This window comes from Chryseobacterium proteolyticum (assembly GCF_046591535.1).
In the GTDB taxonomy this organism is placed as follows: Bacteria; Bacteroidota; Bacteroidia; order Flavobacteriales; family Weeksellaceae; genus Chryseobacterium; species Chryseobacterium proteolyticum.
Genome location: NZ_JBJLWK010000005.1, coordinates 283,523 through 301,805 on the forward strand (window position 1 = coordinate 283,523; position 18,283 = coordinate 301,805).

Here is an 18,283-nt window from a genome sequence, read left to right on the forward strand (position 1 = left end):
TTTTGTCAGGACTTTTCATCCTGACAAAACTTAGTATTGTTATTTGGGATTAAAGATTTCCTCTTTTTTCCTGTTCTCTTTCCAAAGCTTCGAATAATGCTTTAAAATTACCTGCCCCGAAACTTTGTGCGCCATGTCTTTCAATGATTTCAAAGAATAGGGTAGGACGGTCTTCTACCGGCTTGGTAAAGATCTGTAATAGATAACCTTCCTCATCATGATCGATCAAAATTCCTAAATCCTGTAGTTTTTTAAGATCCTCATCGATGTGACCGACTCTCTCAGGAACCATGTCATAATAAGCTTCTGGTGGTGCGGAAAGGAATTCTACTCCTCTTTTCTTAAGTTCTGTTACCGTATGGATAATATCTTTGGTAGCAACAGCAATATGCTGAACACCTTCACCTTCATAGAAATCAAGATATTCTTCTACCTGAGATTTTTTCTTTCCTTCTGCAGGTTCATTGATCGGGAACTTGGCATATCCGTTTCCATTTGACATTACTTTAGACATCAGGGCAGAATACTCTGTATTGATCTGCTTGTCATCAAAAGAAAGAATGTTCACAAATCCCATTACTTTCTCATACCATTCTACAGTAGGAATCATTCTGTTCCAGTCTACATTTCCCACACAGTGGTCTACATATAATAAACCTGTTTCTTCCGGCTGGTAGTCACTTTCCCACTTCTCGTAGCCAGGCATGAAAGGTCCTGTATAATTTTTTCTTTCAATAAACATGTGAACGGTCTCTCCGTATGTATAGATTCCGGACATTTTTACTTCTCCATGCTCATCTGTTAAAGTTACAGGCTCCAAATAAGGCTTACCACCTCTTTTTGTCGTTTCCTCAAAAGCCTTGTAAGCGTCATCCACCCAAAGTGCTAAAACTTTTACTCCATCTCCGTGTTTTTTTACATGTTCGTTGATTGGTGATTCAGAGGTAAGTCCTGTCGTTAAGATTAATCTTATCTTTCCCTGTTGAAGAACATAAGAAGCACGATCCCTTACTCCTGTTTCAGGACCAGCATATGCTACAGACTGAAAACCAAAAGCGGTTTTATAAAAATGAGCAGCCTGTTTAGCATTTCCTACATAAAACTCAATGTAATCTGTACCATTAATTGGCAAAAAATTCTCTGCTTGAGCAATTTTTTCGGCAAATGTAAGTGTTGACATATTTTCTTTTTACTTTTATTTTTATTGGTATGCAAATTACAAAAATCTTAGATATGGCAAAAGTATTAATGGGAAATCCTCAAATTGAGTTAACATAATCTTAAAGAAAAGTTCATTTAAGTAATTTTAAGTTTAATTTATTACAATTCGGTTAATTACATTTGTAATACAAAGACAAGTGAAAGAAAGATATTTTCGAAAATTTGAAAGCCGTAGATTCCTACGGCTTTCATTTTTTATTGTTGAGTCTACCAGCGTCGGGATTATAATTATCCCATATTTTCCAGACGTTATCTATCTTTCTGATAAAGTAGATCTGGGTGTTCAGTTGGTTAACAAAATTCTCTTCACCGGTTTCCCCTATTTTAAACAATAGGTTCCAGAATTCCTGAGTCTCCAGTATTTTTTTTATCCGGTTCGTCTGTGACCATGTGGATATCAAAAACCTCAAAGTTGGAACGGTTGTTCTTGGTTACAAGCTGAAACTTTCTTTCACATAATTCTTTGCTGAACTGGGTTGCTCTTTCGAGAAAAGGCGAGTCATCGAAAACAAGATCCTTGAAAAGTGCGGTGTCGTGTTCAGGAAACTTTTTATAAAAGTTAAAAGCTGTAGAGCAGTATTGATAGACCATATTGCTGAAAAATGCTTCATCATCTGTACCATTGTCCTGTTTTTTTTCTCTTGCAAACTGAATATAATCGTTCAGATCTTTGAATCCTAAAAAGATACAGATCTTATCGAGCGTCTTTAAAAAACGAAGATCATTGTGGGTTTTGTCCTGATAATCATTTTCAAAAAAGCGTTGTAAAGTGACGTGCGAAATGGTATTCCCTATTTCAAATTTTCTTCCTCCTTTCAGTTCTTCAGATTCTGAAAGTTCCTCTTTAATGATTTCAGAGAGAATAATGTAATGGCTTCTTTTCCAATCTTTAACATTTCCTAAAACTGAATTTTTTATTTTGGAATGTTTTACTATTTCCTCCCGGATTGAGTTATATATGGTTTTCAATTTCCTGACTTTAGAAGGTTTTTATCAAAAATACTGCCAAAGAATTATAGGATATTTTTATCAATCCCTTTTTGTTCGGTTAAAAATCCGTTTGAAATATATCAATTCTCTTAATGTTTGAATCTTTCAAAGGCTGCTCTTTCCAGCATCTCTCTGTCGTCAGGGTGTGCGATACTGATTAATTCCTGGGCACGCTGACGAAGATTTTTTCCATACAAATAAGCTGTTCCATATTCTGTGACAACATAATGGATATGTCCTCTCGTAGTTACAACTCCTGCTCCCTGTTTCAGGTAAGGGACAATTCTTGACACTCCTTTTTTGGTTCTGGAAGTGATAGCAATAATAGGTTTTCCTCCTTCGCTTAACGCAGCTCCTCTCATAAAATCCATTTGTCCTCCGATACCACTGTATTGCAAAGTGCCTATCGAATCTGCACAAACCTGCCCTGTAAGATCAATTTCAATAGCTGAATTAATTGCAACCATTTTTTTGTTACGCATAATATTGATAGGAAAATTCACATCACTTACGTCTTTAAAAGCAAAGACGGTGTTATCATCTACATAGTCGTAAAGCTTTCTTGTTCCGAAACAAAAGCTAGTAATGGTTTTATTATCGTTGTATCCTTTGTACTTATTGTTGATGACATCATTTTGGATAAGGTCTATCACTCCGTCACTCAGCATTTCGGTGTGGATCCCCAGATCTTTATGATTACCCAGGCATTTAAGAACAGCATCCGGAATTGTACCGATACCCATTTGTAAGGTAGATCTGTCATCGATCAGTTCTGCCACATTTTTGCCGACCAGCATTTCTTCGGGCCCCACCTTGGACCCGTAATCTACAGTAGGCAATTCTTCTTCATGCCATACAAGCTTATGAATGCGGCTGATATGGATCATTCCATCCCCGTGTGTTCTGGGCATCAGGGGATTAACAATAGCAACAATTATTTTCGCAGTATCTACAGCTGCTCTCGCAACATCTACAGATGTGCCCAGCGTACAAAAACCATGTTTATCAGGAGGAGAAACGGTAATTAATGCAACGTCAAGAGGCAGGATATTGTTTCTGAATAAAATCGGAATTTCACTTAAAAATACAGGAACAAAATCTCCCCGCTCTGAATTAACAGCTTCCCTCACCGGAGTTGAAACGAACAGGGAATTAATAAAAAAGTTATCCTTGTACTGAGGTTTTGCAATTTCCACATTTCCCTGTTGGGTAATGGAGACCATTTCCACGTTTTCGAGCCTGTGGGATTGTCTTGCAAGCTCGTCAATGAGATAATTTGGTGTACAGGCACTCCCGTGAAAAAATACGCGATTACCACTTTTTACTGTATATACGGCTTCCTCTGCACTAATATAATTGTACATATTGAATTTTTTTGAAATAATATTTATACCGCGTGATGCCTGCGGTTATTTGTGTTTATCCGGATTTATTCCAGCCAGGAAGTTTTGTATGTAGGGTCTTCCACCTTCATTGCTTCTTCCGTGATTTTTAAAGGACGGAAAGGATCTACCATCACAGCGTATTCTTCTGTGAATTTCTTTCCGATGCTTCTTTCCATAGCTCCCGGATGTGGCCCATGAACAATTCCTCCCGGATGAAGACTGAAGTCCATCAGATCAACATGGTTACGGCTCATAAAGTCCCCTTCAGTATAGAATAAGACCTCATCGGAATCGATATTGGAATGGTTATACGGTGCAGGAATGGCTAATGGATGGTAGTCGTACATTCTGGCACAGAATGAGCAGACTACGAAATTATGCCCTTCAAAGTTCTGATGGATTGGTGGTGGTTGATGTATTCTCCCTGTAATCGGCTCAAAATTCTTGATATTAAATTTATAAGGGTAGAAGTAACCGTCCCAGCCCACCACGTCAAATGGATGAGTTGCATAAATGAAATCGGTAATCTGATTTTCTTTTTTTACTTTGATGAGAAATTCTCCTTTTTCGTCTATAGGTTCAACGAAGGTAGGGGCAATGATATCTCTTTCGCAGAAAGGAGAGTGTTCCAGGAGTTGTCCGAATTCATTTCGGTAACGTTTCGGAGTATAGATCGGAGAATGACTTTCAAGAACAAAAAATACAGTGTTCTCTGACTGGATTTCCACCTGATAGATGGTTCCTCTTGGTATAATGAGGTAATCACCGGTTGAGAACTCGAGATTTCCAACAAAGGTTTTTAAAACACCTTTTCCTTCGTGAACGAACAAAAGCTCATCACACTCTGCATTTTTATAGAAATAATCCGTAGATTTTCTTGGCTTTGATAATCCCATTTTCAAGTCGTTATTGACCAAAAGGAATTTTCTGCTGTCCAGAAAATCGTCTTCAGGAGTCACCTGCATCCCCTTAAACATTCGCGGAGTCACATTTTTTTCTACCGCAATTTTCGGAGTTACATCTTTTGGTGTACCTATAGATTTGATCTGTGTAGGACGGTGGATATGATAAAGCAAAGAGGAAATACCATGAAACCCTTCCGTTCCGAAAAGTTGTTCATAGTAGAATTTATCTTCAGGAGATTTAAAAATCGTATGTCTTTTCTGTGGGATTTTCCCGGACTGGTTATATCTCATTTTTACCTTTATATTTTCTCAAATTTAATAATTTTTGACGAATTATTTTAGAGGATATTTATCATAGAGTTTTTTGTTTCGAAAATAATTGTTAGATTTGTCTAACAATTATTATTTCATGAAGCGAATATTATTTTCTGGTGTACTTTTATCGTCTTATTGTTTTTCTCAGGAAACAGATAGTTTAACTTTAAATCAAAATCAAAGGCCTGATTCTATTTCTGTTGCTAAAAAAGATATCAAAACAAAGCTGATCGATGATGTGGTGGTGACAGGAACCATAAAACCTATCAGCAGATCCAAAAGCCCTGTAGCTGTAGAAATCTATAGCCAGAAATTTTTCCAGAAAAATCCTACTCCGAATGTTTTTGAAGCGATTTCTATGGTTAATGGAGTCCGTCCTCAGCTCAATTGCTCAGTTTGTAATACCGGAGATATCCATATCAACGGCCTTGAAGGTCCTTATACAATGATCCTTATTGACGGGATGCCTATTGTGAGCTCGTTATCTACTGTTTACGGGCTTAGTGGGATACCCAACAGCCTGGTCGACAGGATAGAAGTGGTAAAAGGTCCGGCTTCATCAATTTATGGATCTGAGGCTATGGGTGGAGTGATTAATATCATCACAAAGAATGCTTTAACAGCTCCTAAATTAAGTCTGGATGTAATGACAAGTACCTGGAGTGAAGATAATATAGATTTATCTACCAAATTTAACGTAGGTAAGAAAGCCGCCTCTTTATTGAGTTTGAACTATTTTAACTTTACCAAAAGAATAGACCAGAACAAAGATAATTTTACGGATGCCACACTACAGAACAGAATTTCTGTTTTCAACAAATGGAACTTCCAGAGAAAAGAGAACAGACTGGCAAGCTTAGCACTGAGGTATCTCTATGAAGACCGGTTCGGCGGTGAGATGCAGTGGACAAAGGCTGATAGGGGTGGTGACAAAATATATGGTGAAAGTATTTATACAAATAGGGTAGAAGCCTTAGGGGTATACCAATGGCCATTGAAAGAGCAGATCATTACCCAGTTTTCATACAATTATCATAACCAGGATTCGTTTTATGGTACCAATCCTTACGATGCACAACAGAAAGTTGCTTTTGTACAGACTTACTGGGACAGAAAATTCGGAAATCATGATCTGATCTTAGGAGTTACCTACAAGAGGACATTTTATGATGACAATACTCCGGGAACTTCGTCTGCAGACGGACTCATCAATCAGCCAATGAAGTCTCCTATTTTGGGTGCCTTCATCCAGGATCAGTGGGATTTGGATTCTAAAAACACAATATTGCTGGGCTACAGGTATGATTACGATAAAATACATCATTCTGTTCATTCTCCCAGATTTGCATGGAAATTTTCTCCTAATCCTTACCACACGTTACGGTTTAATTTTGGAACCGGCTTTAGGGTAGTGAATTTATTTACCGAGGATCATGCAGCATTAACGGGTTCCCGTGAGGTTGTTATTAAATCTGATTTAAAGCCTGAAAAATCGATCAATGGAAATTTAAATTACATCTGGAAGATTCCTGTGGGTAATCGCCTGATTAACCTTGACGCTTCAGCTTTTTATACCTACTTCAGTAATAAGATCGTGGGTGATTTCGACACGGATCCCGATAAAATTATTTATGACAACCTTCATGGATATGGGATTTCTAAGGGAGCTTCTATGAATGTGGATTTCAATTTCAGTTTTCCCTTAAGTGTCAATGTTGGGGTGACCTATCTGGAAGTATTTCAGAAACTGGATGATGGCAATTCTAAAGTTCAGCAGCTTCATGCACCGAAATGGAGTGGAACGTATAGTCTGACGTATAAATTTCCGAATGCTTTGACATTAGATTTTACCGGACAGTTCTACGGACCTATGCGTCTTCCGGTTCTTCCGGATGATTTCCGTCCGGAATATTCACCTTTTTATTCGTTAGCTAATATCCAGGTTTCAAAAGCATTTAAGTCAGGATTTGAAGTGTACTGCGGAATCAAGAATCTGTTCAACTTTACTCCAAAAGATCCTTTGATGAGACCTTTTGATCCGTTTGACCAGCATGTCAATGATCCTATTAATAATCCCAATAACTACAAGTTTGATACGGCATATGGTTACGCACCAATGCAGAGGATACGTGGATTTTTGGGAATAAGATATACTTTGAAATGAAAATATTGATTTTATTTTTAATGTTAGTGCCCTTCTTTGGTCTTTCTCAAAAGATGAGAGAGGGCACTTTTTCTGAACTTGAAACATTGCGGAATAATCAGAAAAAGCCTGTTATCATTCATTTGTATACCGGGTGGTGTGCTATTTGTAAAATCGAATCTTTCAATCTGAATAAAGATAAGGAGCTTGTCACTATAATTAATGATCATTTCTATTTTATCAATTTTGAAGCGGAAAAGACGAAAGAAAAAATCCACTTTGAAGGAAAAGAGTTTCATTATCTTCCTAATGGGAATTCCGGGATTCATGAACTGGCTTTAGCACTGTCTAAAAATAAAAGCCAGCCGGTTTATCCGCTCTGGATCATATTGGATGCCAACCAGAATTTGGTGTATTACCATGAAGGCGAATTTAAACCGGAAAAGATGAAGAAGAAACTTGAAGAAATTTCGGCTTTGTACAATTAAATTTCCCCGCCGAATTTATCTTAATCTGCGAGGAATTTTTATCGATTAAATAAGTTTTTAATGATGAAAAGGACGTTGATCCTTTAACGATTAAATTCTTACGTCTTTCAATTACTCTCCTCCATCAATCAAAACTGCCAACTGAATACAAGATTTATCGGAACGATTGCTCCATGCGTGATTTGTCCCCCTTTGGATAACAATATCTCCTGCTTTAAGAAGCGTTTCACCCTCCTCCATGATCAGATAAAGCTCACCTGAAAGAATAATGATGTAATCTAGTGTCTGCGTTCGGTGCATCATCGGATGAGGTTCTCCTGGTTTAAATTCAACACCCAGATTTTTATCAGGAGGTATAACCACATAGCGAAAGTAGGTGCCGTTTTTTGGTGTCTGAGGGAATCCTGTGTTTGGGATCGGGGCTTCAAAATCCATGCTTGCAGGAGTCTTTTGTGTATTCCAGAGATCTGAAATAATCAATCCGGGTAAATGCTCTACCGTATTTTCTACTTCATAGTCTTCAATAATAGTTGACTTCCCATTTTGAATTCCTGTTACAATGCGTCTTGGTATTCTATTCATAACTTAATGGGTCATAATTAATTTATTCCCTCGGGTGAGGTTGTTTTTAAGCATCTGATGGGCTTTAAGAACGGTTTCCAGAGATAAGTTTCCAACGATCTTATATTTGGGCGGAACAATCAAGTGATCTTCAATGAGATTTAAAATTTTTGTTAAACTGTCTTTATAGTAATCGTAGTTCTTTGTCATACTGTAGGTGTAGTTAGAAATGTTCATAATAATATTTCCTTTATTAAAAAGGATTTCCTTGGCTTCTTTGCTAATTAGCGCAGTAACATCCACATACATTCCATGAACTTTCAGTACTTTGGCCGTCACTTCAGACATACCCTCACCCACAAGATCTACTCCAATATCGAAAGGCTGATTTCCATTCGCTTTGAGTAATTTTTCAGGAAGATGAGTTTCTTTATAGTTTATAATCTGATCATGGTGAAGACCCATCTCCAGCAATAGCATTCTGTTTTCTTCCGATCCTACCGTTGCAACCACATTTTTAAAGTGATTAGCAATTAAGAGTTTGATAAAAAAAGATCCTACACCTCCAGTAGCGCCTGTAACCAATACTGTGTCAGTAGGTTTCAACTGCAAGCGGTTAAAAGTCTGCAAAGCCGTCATCCCCACAGATGGAATAGCAGCAGCCTGTTCAAATGAAATGTTTTTAGGCTTTAAAACTACGATTGCTGCAGGGACGCTGATGTATTCGGCATAAGAACCATTGCTTCCCATGGAACCACTGCCACAGAATATTTCGTCTCCAATTTCAAATTCGGAAACATCGGATCCTTTTTCGACAATGATTCCGGAAAGCTCACGTCCTAAAACGGGGGAGCTTATCAATCTTTTCTCGAGTTCGTTTTCGAGCATCTGATAGTCGATTGGATTAAATCCGCTTGCTTTGATCTGAATCAGAACTTCATTATTTTTGGGTTGGGGCTTTTCAACCGTCCCATCTTCTAATCTGAAATCTTTATTAAGTATTACTGCTTTCATCATAATCAATTTATAAGACAAATGTAAAACAGGAATAGTTTATATTTGCTACTAGTTAACTATTGGTAATTAGTAACTTTAAGGATACTATTATGTCAAAAATTATAGAAAACGGAGTGGAGCGGGAAGCAACCTGCACTGAAGAATTATTCGCAATGCGGGATAGTCTGGATGTTTTAGGTGGAAAATGGAAATTGATGATCCTGCGTTATTTAACGAACCGTACGGCTCAGTTGATCCATTTTAAAAAGCTTCAGAGAGGAATCGATGGTATTTCTGCAAAAATGCTGAGCAAGGAATTGAAAGAACTGGAAATGAACTTACTCATTACGCGTACAATCCAGGATACCAAACCTATTACTGTAACCTATGCGGTTACTGATTACGGAAAATCGGTACTTCCTGTTACAGAAACTTTAGTAAATTGGGGAATTATCCACCGCGAGAAGATCAGACAGTCGATGGGGGATCAGAAATGATTAATTAAAGAATTGAAAAATTAAAAGATTGGACAATATCAGACTTTTTATGAAAAGTTATTTCAGAAGCACAGCAATAATTCCTAAAATAGCAGGTAATGCCTGAACAAAAAATATTTTTTTGGTAGCCGAAATAGCACCATAAATTCCTGCAATGGCAACACAGCCCAGGAAAAACAGAGCGATATTGGTTTGCCATTCAGCATCTTTAATAAAAAAAGTCCAGATGAGTCCCGCTGCAAGAAAACCGTTGTATAATCCTTGATTGGCAGCCAATCCTTTGGTAGGCTTGAACATTTCTGCAGGAAGTGCGGCTTTGAAAACTTCTTTTCCTTTTGTTTCCCATGCAAACATTTCCATCCAGAGAATATAAATATGTTCCAGTGCTACTACAGCAATCAAAATTTTTGCAACAATTTCCATGATTAATTATTTTGTAATTGTAAAACTAAAAAAATAAAGTTAAGTTTGACTACTAAATTGTAAAATGGATACTTTTAAAACACATCTTGACAAATTCATTACCATTAATGATGAAGATTATAGTTCTGTATTATCTTTTTTCCAGATCATGGAAGTTAAAAAGAAACAGAATCTGCTTGTTGAAGGTGAAGTTTGTAAATCCATGTATTTTGTTTTAAATGGCTGCCTCAGAAAATTTTTTGTGAATGAAAAGGGAGTCGAGCAAACAACTGAATTTGCGATTGAGAATTGGTGGATCACAGATACTTTTGCTTTTGAGAGACAGATTAAATCGGATTTTAGTATTCAATCTGTAGAACGATCAACAATTCTGGTAATTGACCTTGAAACCCAGGAACTCTTGTTGAAAAAGCATCCCGTCATGGAACGTTATTTCAGAATGATCTATCAACGGGCTTATGCGTCCTCTGAGAGAAGAATCCGTTATTTATATGAAATGACAAGGGAAGAGCTTTATATTCATTTCAGTACACAATATCCTTGGTTTATCCAGCGTATTCCACAATATTTGATTGCTTCGTTTTTAGGTTTTACCCCAGAATATCTTAGTGAAATTAGAGCTAAGTTGCGTTCTTAAACCAGTTTAAGTTTTTTAAGATTTTAAAATCGGAATTTTGTCATGTTATTAAAAGCTAATACAATGACAAATATAAAAGAGCAATTCCCGCAATTATTTTTAAGAGTAGCGATTGCCGTGACAATGCTTTCAGCAGTGGCGGACCGTTTTGGTTTTTGGGGAAAAAATTCAGCCTGGGGGAACTGGGAGAATTTTGAGAAATACACCCGGAAATTAACTTTTTTTTCTTCCTGAAGGGCTGAGTCAGTTTTCTGCTTATACGGCTACATTCTTTGAAATTGCTATTCCGTTGTTATTACTTGTGGGGTATAAAACCAGAATAGCGGCTTACGGAGCCGGATTTTTATTGCTCATTTTTGCTTTATCCATGACGATTGCTTTGGGGGCTAAAGCTCCTCTCGATTATTCAGTCTGGGTAGGAAGTGCGGGGGCATTTTTATTGGCAAGTCAACGACAATTTTCATTAAGTGCAGATCAATTAACCAAAAAAATATAAATATTATGAGTGCAAGAGTAAATATTGCAAAAACGGATGCAGCAGCTTATAAAGCTATGATGGGATTGGAAGGATATCTTCAGACCATTTCTTTAAATCCTATTCAAAAGGAGCTCATTAAAATCAGAGCTTCACAAATCAACGGTTGTGCCTTTTGTCTGGATATGCATACGAAAGATGCTGTGAAATATGGGGAAACTCCACAAAGGATATATCTTTTAAATGCGTGGAGAGAGGCTTTAGAACTGTTCACAGAAGAAGAACAGATCTTACTGGCAATGACAGAAGAAATTACCTTAATCAGCCATAAAGGATTGACGGAAGAAACATATCAAAAAGCAAAAACATTCTTTGATGATAATCAGATTGCCCAGATCATTATGGCGATTGTAACGATTAATGGATGGAACAGAATTGCCATAAGCACACATTTACCGATTATGAAATAATTTTTTGAAATTGTTTTATTTAACACTAAGAGCTTCTCAATCATGAGAAGCTCTTTTTAAAATCAGTTTACTGATTTTAATTATTTCAAACTACAAATTCCGCTGAAGTATTAATAAATAGCGACAGGGTTGATATTTACTTGTGTTGATCCTTTATAAAGTGGTTGCCCAAGAACGAACATGAATTCCCATATTTTTTCTTTTACCAAAGGACGGCTGTCAATTAGTTCCAGGTTGTAGATTCCTTTTTTTGCCAGCATAAACTGATTAATAGGAAATTCTTCTTTACTCTTGGGATTGGGGTAGACTTCGGAAGCCCACGTATCGCCGCCAAAAGCAACAATTCCCTGCTCGGCAAGCCATTGTGCTGCTTCCATACCAATACCGGGTTCAACTTCTAAAAACTGTTTGTTGTCTTTACCAATGAGCTCAAGCCATCCTGTGTTGAAAAGAACAACATCTCCTTTTCTGAGTGTGATGCCCTGTTTTTTCAATACTGCTTTGATATCGGATACTGTAAATTCCGTTCCTCCGGGAACGATGGATTTTCCGTAATGTTCGGTCATATCTAATACCACTCCGCGGGTTACAAATGGCGGAACTTTTTCAATACCCAGCTTTTTCACACCTTCTACAGTTACAAAATCAGCGGCTTTATTGCCATTGTAGTAGATATTGTTGATACCAATGTGTCCGATTCCGTTAAGTTGTGTTCCAACGCCCGTCCAGCCATTAACCAGTTCGTCATTGAACGTAAACTTATTAGGGCCCAAACTTTGGCCGGCCTGTTCCCCAGGTTGAATGTTATATAAATTAAAGCTTCTGTGGCGGAAAGCAGGAAGGTTTTTATCTATAGCGACAGCCAGAGGTAATGTTTTACCTTGTTTTACAAGCGAAATGGCTGCTTTTACAACTTGCGCTGTCAGGAGATTAGCGGCTCCTATTTCATCATTTACCCCGTATGTTGAGGGGTACCAGGATTGATCGTCAGGATTGATATACTGTTTTTGAGCTTTTACTGTTGTGGTGTTAAAAGACAATAAAGCAGCCAACCCGAACAAAGTGATCAGATTATTTTTCATTTTCTATGATTTAGGATTAGAAAGAAGGGAAGTTAGAAGAGGAAAGTTTATTGAACCCTTTATGAATAAATGATATTCAATCAGATGTAATGAGTATGCAGCTTCTCTCTTCCAACTTGTTTTATGTTAGATTCCGGTAAGGGCAGAATTAATCGTATCTAATTCTTCCCGAGAAAGTTCAACGGACATTGCCTGTGCGTTTTCGATGGCCTGCTGGGCATTTCGTGCTCCTGCCAATACAACACTGATAGCGGGTTGTAAACTGGTCCAGCGTAGGACTAACTGTGAAACGGTAGCATTTTTTTCTTGGGCAATTGTTTCCAAAGTTTCCAGAAAAGCTTTTACTTTTTCTAGATCAAACTGTGCAAAATATCCGTTACGGTGATCATCAGCCTTTAATTGAGCTTGTTTAAAATATTTACCGGTTAATAATCCTCTCTCCATTGGACTATACACTATAATTCCGGTATTGTTCTCTAAGGAGTAAGGTACTAAATCTTTTTCTATAGCTCTGTTCAGCATGCTGTATGATACCTGGTTGCTTGCCAGCTGAATCGTTTTAGAAGCTTCTTCCATTTGTTCCACAAGGTAATTGCTTACACCGGCAGTTCTTATTTTTCCCTGCTGTATCAACATTTCTAAAGCTTCCATGGTTTCACTGATAGGGGTCGAGTTATCCGGCCAGTGTAATTGTAAAAGATCAATATAATCGGTTCCTAAACGTTGTAAGCTTTCTTCTACTTCTTTAATGATGTTTTCTTTAGATGCAAATTTATATACAGGAAGTGTTTTACCATCTTTTTCTGCATTAAAAAAGAACTCACCTTTTCCCTGATTGCTGCCGTCCCATACTAAGCCAAACTTAGTTAATAGCTGGATCTTTGAGCGGTCTTTTCCTTTGATTGCTTCCCCGATCATTTCCTCACTTAATCCGAAACCGTAAAAAGGTGCCGTATCAATAGAGGTTACTCCGTTATCTAAAGAAGCATGAATAGAGTTTATAGAATCTTGTTTTTCATTTCCACCCCACATATTTCCACCGATGGCAAAAGCCCCGTGAGTAATTACTGATAATTCAAGGTCAGTATTACCTAGTTTTCTATATTCCATTTTGATTTAAAAATTGTTTGAAATTATTTGTTTAATTCTTTTAAAATAGCCTCACCAACCGCCTTTGCTGATTGAGGATTTTGTCCTGTAATCACTCTTTGATCTGTAACAACATGCGTCTGCCAAAGTCCTGATTTTTCAAATTTGGCTCCTCTTGCTTTGAGCTGGTCTTCCAGAAGGAAAGGAACAACATTCGTTAGTTTTACCTCAGATTCCTCTTCATTGGTAAAAGCATTGATCTTTTTACCATCAACAAGATATTTACCGTCTTTCAGTTTAATGTTGACCAAACCTGCGGGTCCATGACAAACTCCGGCAACAATTCCTCCGTTTTCATAAATTTTTGAGGCAATGGAAGCTAATTCTGTATTATCTGCAAGATCCCACATCGCTCCATGACCTCCGGCATAAAAGATAGCTGAATAATCAGAAGGCTTTACTTCAGAAGGTTTTAGAGAATGATCAATTTTATTTTTGTATTCTTTGTTTTCCCAAAACTCTTTGTTCACGGGGTCTTTAAGATCAAAGCCATCTACTGGCGGTGTTCCTCCTTTAGGGCTTACAAAATCTATATCATAGCCTGCGCGATGAAGTACCTCCCATGGATGAGAAACCTCTCCTAAATAATATCCGGTACTCTCGCCGGTATCTCCTTTTTTGTCATGACTTGTTACGACAAATAAAATTTTCTTTTTCATATGAATTGATTTTTTGGTTTGTGACTGGACAAATCCTATCATGAATATGCTGAATATTACAATTGCAAGTTTTTTCATGGCTATAAAATGTGGGTTTTATAAATCTGTGGAACTTCCTGAAGTTTTTCATCAACCAGAGCTCCGAAAGCTTTAATATATGGCTGTTGATTGTGTTGTTCAAGCCCCGCTGCATTTTTCCATATTTCATAGAAAACAAATTCGTTTTGGTTCTCTATACCCTGATGCAGGCTGTAAAGTTCGCATGCTTCCTCTTTTCTCGTTTCTTTTACCATGTTCTGAAGAACTTCAAGTACTTCTGCACGGTGTTCTTCTTTTGCTTTTATAATCGCTGTTAAATATATTTTCATAATAATTGTATTTAAATAAAGTCTTCGATTGAATGATACTGTGGAGCCCAGCCCAGTTCTTTTTTTGCTTTGTCCGCATTACATAGGCTATTAGAGGCAAATCCAAAATAACCACCCGCAGGGCTAAACCGATCTACTGCCTCCTGTACGCTTAAAGATTGTGCAGGTTGCAACCCATATTTTGTACTGATGGTTTCAGCTATATTCCTGATATTGGATGAGCCGTTTTCTGCGTAATACAGGGAGCCTGCTTTTGCATTTTCCAGAGCAAGTACATAGAGGTCTGCCAGATCTTCAATGTGGATATTTGACCAGATATTTTCTCCTTTCCCGAAATAAACGCCAAATCCCTTTTCTTTTGAGAATTGAGTCAGGGCAGGAATCTGAATGCTGTCTTTTTTGATCCCAAGACCTGTACCGTATACCATTGTAGGGACAATAACAATACTTCTGATATTCTTTTGTGCAGATCTTAAAACGCAGTCATTGATCAGAACCCTGGAAGCCATTTCCAGCCTTGGGGTTAAAGGAATATCTTCAGTGAAAATAAAGTCACTTTTTTCTCCGTTTTCCTTTCCTCCCAAAATAGCTGAACCTGAAGTAAAAATAAATGTTTTTCCGGTTCCTTCCAGTGCATTGATAATGCTGTCCACAGCATAAGCATCATCTGCCGAATCGGCATTGTGAATGATTGCATCTGATTTTTCAATGGCAGCGCGGAGAAGAGCTTCATTATGGATGCTTCCGATGATGGTTTCAATTCCCGCAGACGCCAGTTCTTTAGCATGGGTCTCATTACGGACCAGACCTATTACTGTATAGTTTTTATCCTGTAATTTTTTAGCAATACTTCCTCCGATATAGCCTGTAATTCCAGTTATTAGTATTTTTTTCATGAGGCTAATTGTACTTTTAATTCTTTTTCGAAAACATTTTTAATATGATCCTGGTACCGTTTCATATCACGCTCTATATTGGCATTCTTTTCCACATCATGGAAGTGAAAGCTATCCATTTTCTGTAAAGAAACGAAAGCATTCATCCTGTGGAATCCAAATAATGGTCCGTTATCTACACTCGTTTCATTAAAAAACTCTCCGGGAAGAGTAAACGCAGTTTCTGGAGCATTCCAGCTGGTTGTTACCATATATTTTCTGCCACCGAGCATTCCTCCGGTTCCATAATTGATCTCTGGGTTTTCGGCTGTTCTCCCGTCGCTCAGATAAATGCCTTTAGCATGTCCGGCAGTGAAAACTTCATCAATGTATTTCTTAAATCCGTTCGGAAGCTGAAACCACCAGATCGGAGTGTGGTAAATTATATAATCGGCCCACACAAATTTCTGAACTTCTTCATTTTTGTCATATCCGTCTGCTATGTTGGTTACTTTAACTTCTACATTTTCAAAATTTTTTAATACTTCCAATGTATTATCAGCAACTGTTTTATTATATTTTCCTCCGGAATGTCCAAAGTTTTGTCCACCATTAATTATTAATACTTTTTTCATTGTTTTATGATTGTTTAAAATTTATGATGCAAAGTTAGGTTGTGTTTTACTATGATAAAAATAATATAAATTATAGTTTAATATCAGAATAATGATACATTAAATTTAAGGCATTATGGTTGAATATCATATTCCTTCTGCACGCTATTTATTATTTTCTCATGTAATTTTGTTAGGTAAATTTGAGTGGTATATGATACAGATAGCCGTTTTTAGTGATATACATGGTAATCTTCCGGCTTTAGAAGTGGTTTTACAGGATATAGATCAAAGAGGAATTACTCAAAAATTCTGTCTGGGTGACCTGGTGGACTTTGCACCGTGGGGAAATGAAGTAATTGACAAGATCAGGAAGAACCATATTCCTTGTATACTGGGGAATCATGATGAAAGAATTGCTTTCGACCTGCCCGTAATTCCGCTAAGCAAACATTCCGAAGAAGAAACAATAGCTCGGTTTGAAGCTATAGAACACTCCCGGAAATCTATTACGGATGAGAATAAATCCTTTTTGGCCGAGCTTCCTTTCCACATCAAATTAAACTATAAGACAGGAGGTAGACATTGGAATATCCAGCTGGTACATTCGTCTCTGAAAAGTAATGAAACTTATCTGTACGAATATGAAGCTGATGAGGTGTTTAACGAAATGCTGAAGGATTCTGATTCAGATGTAATTCTGATGGGACACACTCATATTTCTTTTAAGAAGAAGATCGGTGAAAAATGGGCAATTAATACTGGTTCTGTGGGTCGATCAAAGGAAGAAAACAGATTAGCATCTTACGTAATTCTGACGTTGAATGAAAAAGAGGTAGTCCCTGAGATCATTCAACTGGAGTATCCGCTCGAAACGGTGGCTAAAAGTATTGAAGCCAGTGGAATTCCCAATTATTATGCATCTTTTCTGAGAAACGAAAAGGCGGTTAATTTTTAATCTAAATAATTCAAAGCTGTTTCAAAAAATTGAAACAGCTTTGAATGTGAGGATGTTTATTGCTATTATTTTACTTCTTTTGATGCTCTCATGATCACATCCGCCACTTCCTGTGGATGAGAAATAAATACAACATGGCTTCCTTTTATTTCTGTGATTTTTGCATGTCCTTTTTGGTACATTTTACGTTGAATAGAAGGAAGTATCGCCTCATCCTGAGTGGCAACGATACCATAAGATGGTTTTGTTTTCCATGGTGCTTTTGTTACTTTAGCGCCCAGAGCTGCTGCAGAAAAACGTCCTTGCGAAGCATACATGAAATCAGCTTGTTCTTTAGGCAGATCTGCACAAAATCCTGCGTGAAATTTCGCTTTGTCATAGTAAAGAAAGCCTTTTTCATCCGGAGGCAAAATTCCGCTCTTAGGAGATGCAGGTTCTGTTTTTGCCCAGTCTACAGCTGATTCACCCTCATCAAGCTGAAATGCCGCTACATAAACCAATGCTGCTACATTGGGATGATCTCCGGATTCAGTAATCACTGTTCCGCCATAGGAATGTCCCACAAGAATAGTTGGACCGTCCTGCTTGTCAAGTGCATCCTTTGTTGCCTGAACATCATCTGCCAACGAAGTTAGCGGGTTTTGTACCACGGTAACATTATATCCCTTTTTTGTAAGGATATCGTAAACACCCCTGTAACCGGAACCATCTACGAATGCCCCATGCACCAGCACAATGTTTTTCACTACTTTAGATGATTGAGCTGATAAAGCAGATATTCCACCGAATAACATAAATAAAACAGCTAAGAAAGGTAAGAACCTTGATTGTTTTGAAATTGAAGTCTTTTTCATAAGTATATATTTTAAGGTTAAATTTTTTTGGTACGGACCAGAGCAATTGTCTGATTCCCTGCTAAGCTATCTGACTTTAGAATAACTTAACAGGGCAAAGATAGAGACGGTACGGGTTCGAAAAAATGGCTAAAAGTATATATTTATTGTACTTTTTTCCATCGGGGGGATTTTTTTAATGAATGAAGATAACTTTTATGATGAAAAAGCAGCTATGA

General features: G+C 37.5%; 22 protein-coding genes. 8 read left to right on the forward strand and 14 right to left on the reverse strand.

What is annotated here, in order from left to right; all coding sequences use genetic code 11:
- Positions 1 to 49: 49 nt before the first annotated feature.
- The 4 genes from hppD to ACJ5H0_RS19080 all read right to left on the reverse strand — a co-directional run bounded on the left by hppD (position 50) and on the right by ACJ5H0_RS19080 (position 4,792).
- On the reverse strand, positions 50 to 1,180 hold the full coding sequence (gene hppD, locus ACJ5H0_RS19065) for a 4-hydroxyphenylpyruvate dioxygenase (protein ID WP_172284014.1): 1,131 nt from the start codon (positions 1,178 to 1,180) through the stop codon (positions 50 to 52).
- 365 nt (positions 1,181 to 1,545) lie between these two features.
- A complete protein-coding gene (locus ACJ5H0_RS19070; RefSeq protein ID WP_411251474.1) occupies positions 1,546 to 2,190 on the reverse strand; it encodes a hypothetical protein in 645 nt (214 codons plus the stop codon).
- 110 nt (positions 2,191 to 2,300) lie between these two features.
- Positions 2,301 to 3,575 carry an acetyl-CoA hydrolase/transferase family protein gene (locus ACJ5H0_RS19075; RefSeq protein ID WP_345990423.1) on the reverse strand — a complete coding sequence of 425 codons (1,275 nt, stop codon included), beginning with the start codon at positions 3,573 to 3,575 and terminating at the stop codon, positions 2,301 to 2,303.
- Between the two features lie 65 nt (positions 3,576 to 3,640).
- Positions 3,641 to 4,792, reverse strand: a complete 1,152-nt coding sequence (locus tag ACJ5H0_RS19080; RefSeq protein ID WP_273650822.1) for a homogentisate 1,2-dioxygenase — start codon at positions 4,790 to 4,792, stop codon at positions 3,641 to 3,643.
- Positions 4,793 to 4,910: 118 nt separating this feature from the next.
- Here ACJ5H0_RS19080 and ACJ5H0_RS19085 point away from each other — a divergent pair, with 118 nt between their 5' ends.
- The gene (locus tag ACJ5H0_RS19085) at positions 4,911 to 6,980 is read left to right on the forward strand and encodes a TonB-dependent receptor plug domain-containing protein (RefSeq protein WP_411251476.1); all 2,070 of its coding nucleotides are present in this window, start codon (positions 4,911 to 4,913) and stop codon (positions 6,978 to 6,980) included.
- 53 nt (positions 6,981 to 7,033) lie between these two features.
- Positions 7,034 to 7,447: a thiol:disulfide interchange protein gene (locus ACJ5H0_RS19090; protein WP_411251478.1), complete on the forward strand. Its 414-nt coding sequence runs from the start codon at positions 7,034 to 7,036 to the stop codon at positions 7,445 to 7,447.
- Positions 7,448 to 7,558: 111 nt separating this feature from the next.
- Here the strand turns inward: ACJ5H0_RS19090 and ACJ5H0_RS19095 are convergent, their stop codons facing one another.
- Positions 7,559 to 8,029 carry a cupin domain-containing protein gene (locus ACJ5H0_RS19095; RefSeq protein WP_411251480.1) on the reverse strand — a complete coding sequence of 157 codons (471 nt, stop codon included), beginning with the start codon at positions 8,027 to 8,029 and terminating at the stop codon, positions 7,559 to 7,561.
- Between the two features lie 3 nt (positions 8,030 to 8,032).
- Positions 8,033 to 9,022: a quinone oxidoreductase family protein gene (locus ACJ5H0_RS19100; protein ID WP_411251482.1), complete on the reverse strand. Its 990-nt coding sequence runs from the start codon at positions 9,020 to 9,022 to the stop codon at positions 8,033 to 8,035.
- Between the two features lie 92 nt (positions 9,023 to 9,114).
- Here ACJ5H0_RS19100 and ACJ5H0_RS19105 point away from each other — a divergent pair, with 92 nt between their 5' ends.
- On the forward strand, positions 9,115 to 9,501 hold the full coding sequence (locus tag ACJ5H0_RS19105; protein ID WP_172284029.1) for a winged helix-turn-helix transcriptional regulator: 387 nt from the start codon (positions 9,115 to 9,117) through the stop codon (positions 9,499 to 9,501).
- Positions 9,502 to 9,558: 57 nt separating this feature from the next.
- Here ACJ5H0_RS19105 and ACJ5H0_RS19110 read toward each other — a convergent pair whose 3' ends face one another.
- Entirely contained in the window at positions 9,559 to 9,924 is a 366-nt protein-coding gene (locus ACJ5H0_RS19110; RefSeq protein ID WP_172284031.1) for a DUF1304 domain-containing protein, read from the reverse strand.
- A 64-nt stretch (positions 9,925 to 9,988) separates the two neighbouring features.
- On the opposite strand from ACJ5H0_RS19110, the gene ACJ5H0_RS19115 reads away from it, so the two are divergent.
- The 4 genes from ACJ5H0_RS19115 (at position 9,989) to ACJ5H0_RS19130 (ending at position 11,506) form a co-directional block, all read left to right on the forward strand.
- Entirely contained in the window at positions 9,989 to 10,561 is a 573-nt protein-coding gene (locus ACJ5H0_RS19115; RefSeq protein WP_273650827.1) for a Crp/Fnr family transcriptional regulator, read from the forward strand.
- A gap of 63 nt (positions 10,562 to 10,624) precedes the next feature.
- Positions 10,625 to 10,795 (forward strand): hypothetical protein, encoded by a 171-nt coding sequence (locus tag ACJ5H0_RS19120; protein WP_411251485.1) that lies wholly within the window; start codon positions 10,625 to 10,627, stop codon positions 10,793 to 10,795.
- 43 nt (positions 10,796 to 10,838) lie between these two features.
- Complete coding sequence (locus ACJ5H0_RS19125) at positions 10,839 to 11,057, forward strand: hypothetical protein (protein WP_411251617.1); 219 nt, start codon at positions 10,839 to 10,841, stop codon at positions 11,055 to 11,057.
- 5 nt (positions 11,058 to 11,062) lie between these two features.
- On the forward strand, positions 11,063 to 11,506 hold the full coding sequence (locus ACJ5H0_RS19130; protein WP_411251487.1) for a carboxymuconolactone decarboxylase family protein: 444 nt from the start codon (positions 11,063 to 11,065) through the stop codon (positions 11,504 to 11,506).
- A 110-nt stretch (positions 11,507 to 11,616) separates the two neighbouring features.
- Here ACJ5H0_RS19130 and ACJ5H0_RS19135 read toward each other — a convergent pair whose 3' ends face one another.
- The 6 genes from ACJ5H0_RS19135 to ACJ5H0_RS19160 all read right to left on the reverse strand — a co-directional run bounded on the left by ACJ5H0_RS19135 (position 11,617) and on the right by ACJ5H0_RS19160 (position 16,274).
- Positions 11,617 to 12,588 carry a cyclase family protein gene (locus tag ACJ5H0_RS19135; protein WP_411251489.1) on the reverse strand — a complete coding sequence of 324 codons (972 nt, stop codon included), beginning with the start codon at positions 12,586 to 12,588 and terminating at the stop codon, positions 11,617 to 11,619.
- A gap of 126 nt (positions 12,589 to 12,714) precedes the next feature.
- Positions 12,715 to 13,698 carry an aldo/keto reductase gene (locus tag ACJ5H0_RS19140; RefSeq protein ID WP_345990409.1) on the reverse strand — a complete coding sequence of 328 codons (984 nt, stop codon included), beginning with the start codon at positions 13,696 to 13,698 and terminating at the stop codon, positions 12,715 to 12,717.
- Between the two features lie 23 nt (positions 13,699 to 13,721).
- Positions 13,722 to 14,396, reverse strand: coding sequence for a type 1 glutamine amidotransferase domain-containing protein (locus ACJ5H0_RS19145; RefSeq protein WP_411251491.1), 675 nt, complete (start codon positions 14,394 to 14,396; stop codon positions 13,722 to 13,724).
- Positions 14,397 to 14,476: 80 nt separating this feature from the next.
- Positions 14,477 to 14,764: a putative quinol monooxygenase gene (locus ACJ5H0_RS19150; protein WP_411251493.1), complete on the reverse strand. Its 288-nt coding sequence runs from the start codon at positions 14,762 to 14,764 to the stop codon at positions 14,477 to 14,479.
- Between the two features lie 11 nt (positions 14,765 to 14,775).
- Positions 14,776 to 15,660: an NAD-dependent epimerase/dehydratase family protein gene (locus tag ACJ5H0_RS19155; RefSeq protein WP_411251495.1), complete on the reverse strand. Its 885-nt coding sequence runs from the start codon at positions 15,658 to 15,660 to the stop codon at positions 14,776 to 14,778.
- Positions 15,657 to 16,274 carry an NAD(P)H-dependent oxidoreductase gene (locus ACJ5H0_RS19160; protein WP_273650835.1) on the reverse strand — a complete coding sequence of 206 codons (618 nt, stop codon included), beginning with the start codon at positions 16,272 to 16,274 and terminating at the stop codon, positions 15,657 to 15,659. The genes ACJ5H0_RS19155 and ACJ5H0_RS19160 overlap by 4 nt, the downstream gene beginning before the upstream one ends.
- Positions 16,275 to 16,467: 193 nt before the next feature.
- Here ACJ5H0_RS19160 and ACJ5H0_RS19165 point away from each other — a divergent pair, with 193 nt between their 5' ends.
- Positions 16,468 to 17,211, forward strand: coding sequence for a metallophosphoesterase family protein (locus ACJ5H0_RS19165; RefSeq protein ID WP_411251497.1), 744 nt, complete (start codon positions 16,468 to 16,470; stop codon positions 17,209 to 17,211).
- Positions 17,212 to 17,276: 65 nt separating this feature from the next.
- Here the strand turns inward: ACJ5H0_RS19165 and ACJ5H0_RS19170 are convergent, their stop codons facing one another.
- Entirely contained in the window at positions 17,277 to 18,065 is a 789-nt protein-coding gene (locus tag ACJ5H0_RS19170; protein ID WP_411251499.1) for an alpha/beta hydrolase, read from the reverse strand.
- Positions 18,066 to 18,283 lie beyond the last annotated feature (218 nt).

Coding starts and splice junctions, on each gene's coding strand:
- ACJ5H0_RS19155 (WP_411251495.1), bottom strand. CDS start 15,660: ATGAAAAAAATACTAATAACTGGAATTACAGGCTATATCGGAGGAAGT.
- ACJ5H0_RS19105 (WP_172284029.1), top strand. CDS start 9,115: ATGTCAAAAATTATAGAAAACGGAGTGGAGCGGGAAGCAACCTGCACT.
- ACJ5H0_RS19130 (WP_411251487.1), top strand. CDS start 11,063: ATGAGTGCAAGAGTAAATATTGCAAAAACGGATGCAGCAGCTTATAAA.
- hppD (WP_172284014.1), bottom strand. CDS start 1,180: ATGTCAACACTTACATTTGCCGAAAAAATTGCTCAAGCAGAGAATTTT.
- ACJ5H0_RS19110 (WP_172284031.1), bottom strand. CDS start 9,924: ATGGAAATTGTTGCAAAAATTTTGATTGCTGTAGTAGCACTGGAACAT.
- ACJ5H0_RS19140 (WP_345990409.1), bottom strand. CDS start 13,698: ATGGAATATAGAAAACTAGGTAATACTGACCTTGAATTATCAGTAATT.
- ACJ5H0_RS19075 (WP_345990423.1), bottom strand. CDS start 3,575: ATGTACAATTATATTAGTGCAGAGGAAGCCGTATATACAGTAAAAAGT.
- ACJ5H0_RS19080 (WP_273650822.1), bottom strand. CDS start 4,792: ATGAGATATAACCAGTCCGGGAAAATCCCACAGAAAAGACATACGATT.
- ACJ5H0_RS19090 (WP_411251478.1), top strand. CDS start 7,034: ATGAGAGAGGGCACTTTTTCTGAACTTGAAACATTGCGGAATAATCAG.
- ACJ5H0_RS19120 (WP_411251485.1), top strand. CDS start 10,625: ATGACAAATATAAAAGAGCAATTCCCGCAATTATTTTTAAGAGTAGCG.
- ACJ5H0_RS19170 (WP_411251499.1), bottom strand. CDS start 18,065: ATGAAAAAGACTTCAATTTCAAAACAATCAAGGTTCTTACCTTTCTTA.
- ACJ5H0_RS19165 (WP_411251497.1), top strand. CDS start 16,468: ATGATACAGATAGCCGTTTTTAGTGATATACATGGTAATCTTCCGGCT.
- ACJ5H0_RS19085 (WP_411251476.1), top strand. CDS start 4,911: ATGAAGCGAATATTATTTTCTGGTGTACTTTTATCGTCTTATTGTTTT.
- ACJ5H0_RS19115 (WP_273650827.1), top strand. CDS start 9,989: ATGGATACTTTTAAAACACATCTTGACAAATTCATTACCATTAATGAT.
- ACJ5H0_RS19145 (WP_411251491.1), bottom strand. CDS start 14,396: ATGAAAAAGAAAATTTTATTTGTCGTAACAAGTCATGACAAAAAAGGA.
- ACJ5H0_RS19150 (WP_411251493.1), bottom strand. CDS start 14,764: ATGAAAATATATTTAACAGCGATTATAAAAGCAAAAGAAGAACACCGT.
- ACJ5H0_RS19160 (WP_273650835.1), bottom strand. CDS start 16,274: ATGAAAAAAGTATTAATAATTAATGGTGGACAAAACTTTGGACATTCC.
- ACJ5H0_RS19100 (WP_411251482.1), bottom strand. CDS start 9,022: ATGAAAGCAGTAATACTTAATAAAGATTTCAGATTAGAAGATGGGACG.
- ACJ5H0_RS19095 (WP_411251480.1), bottom strand. CDS start 8,029: ATGAATAGAATACCAAGACGCATTGTAACAGGAATTCAAAATGGGAAG.
- ACJ5H0_RS19135 (WP_411251489.1), bottom strand. CDS start 12,588: ATGAAAAATAATCTGATCACTTTGTTCGGGTTGGCTGCTTTATTGTCT.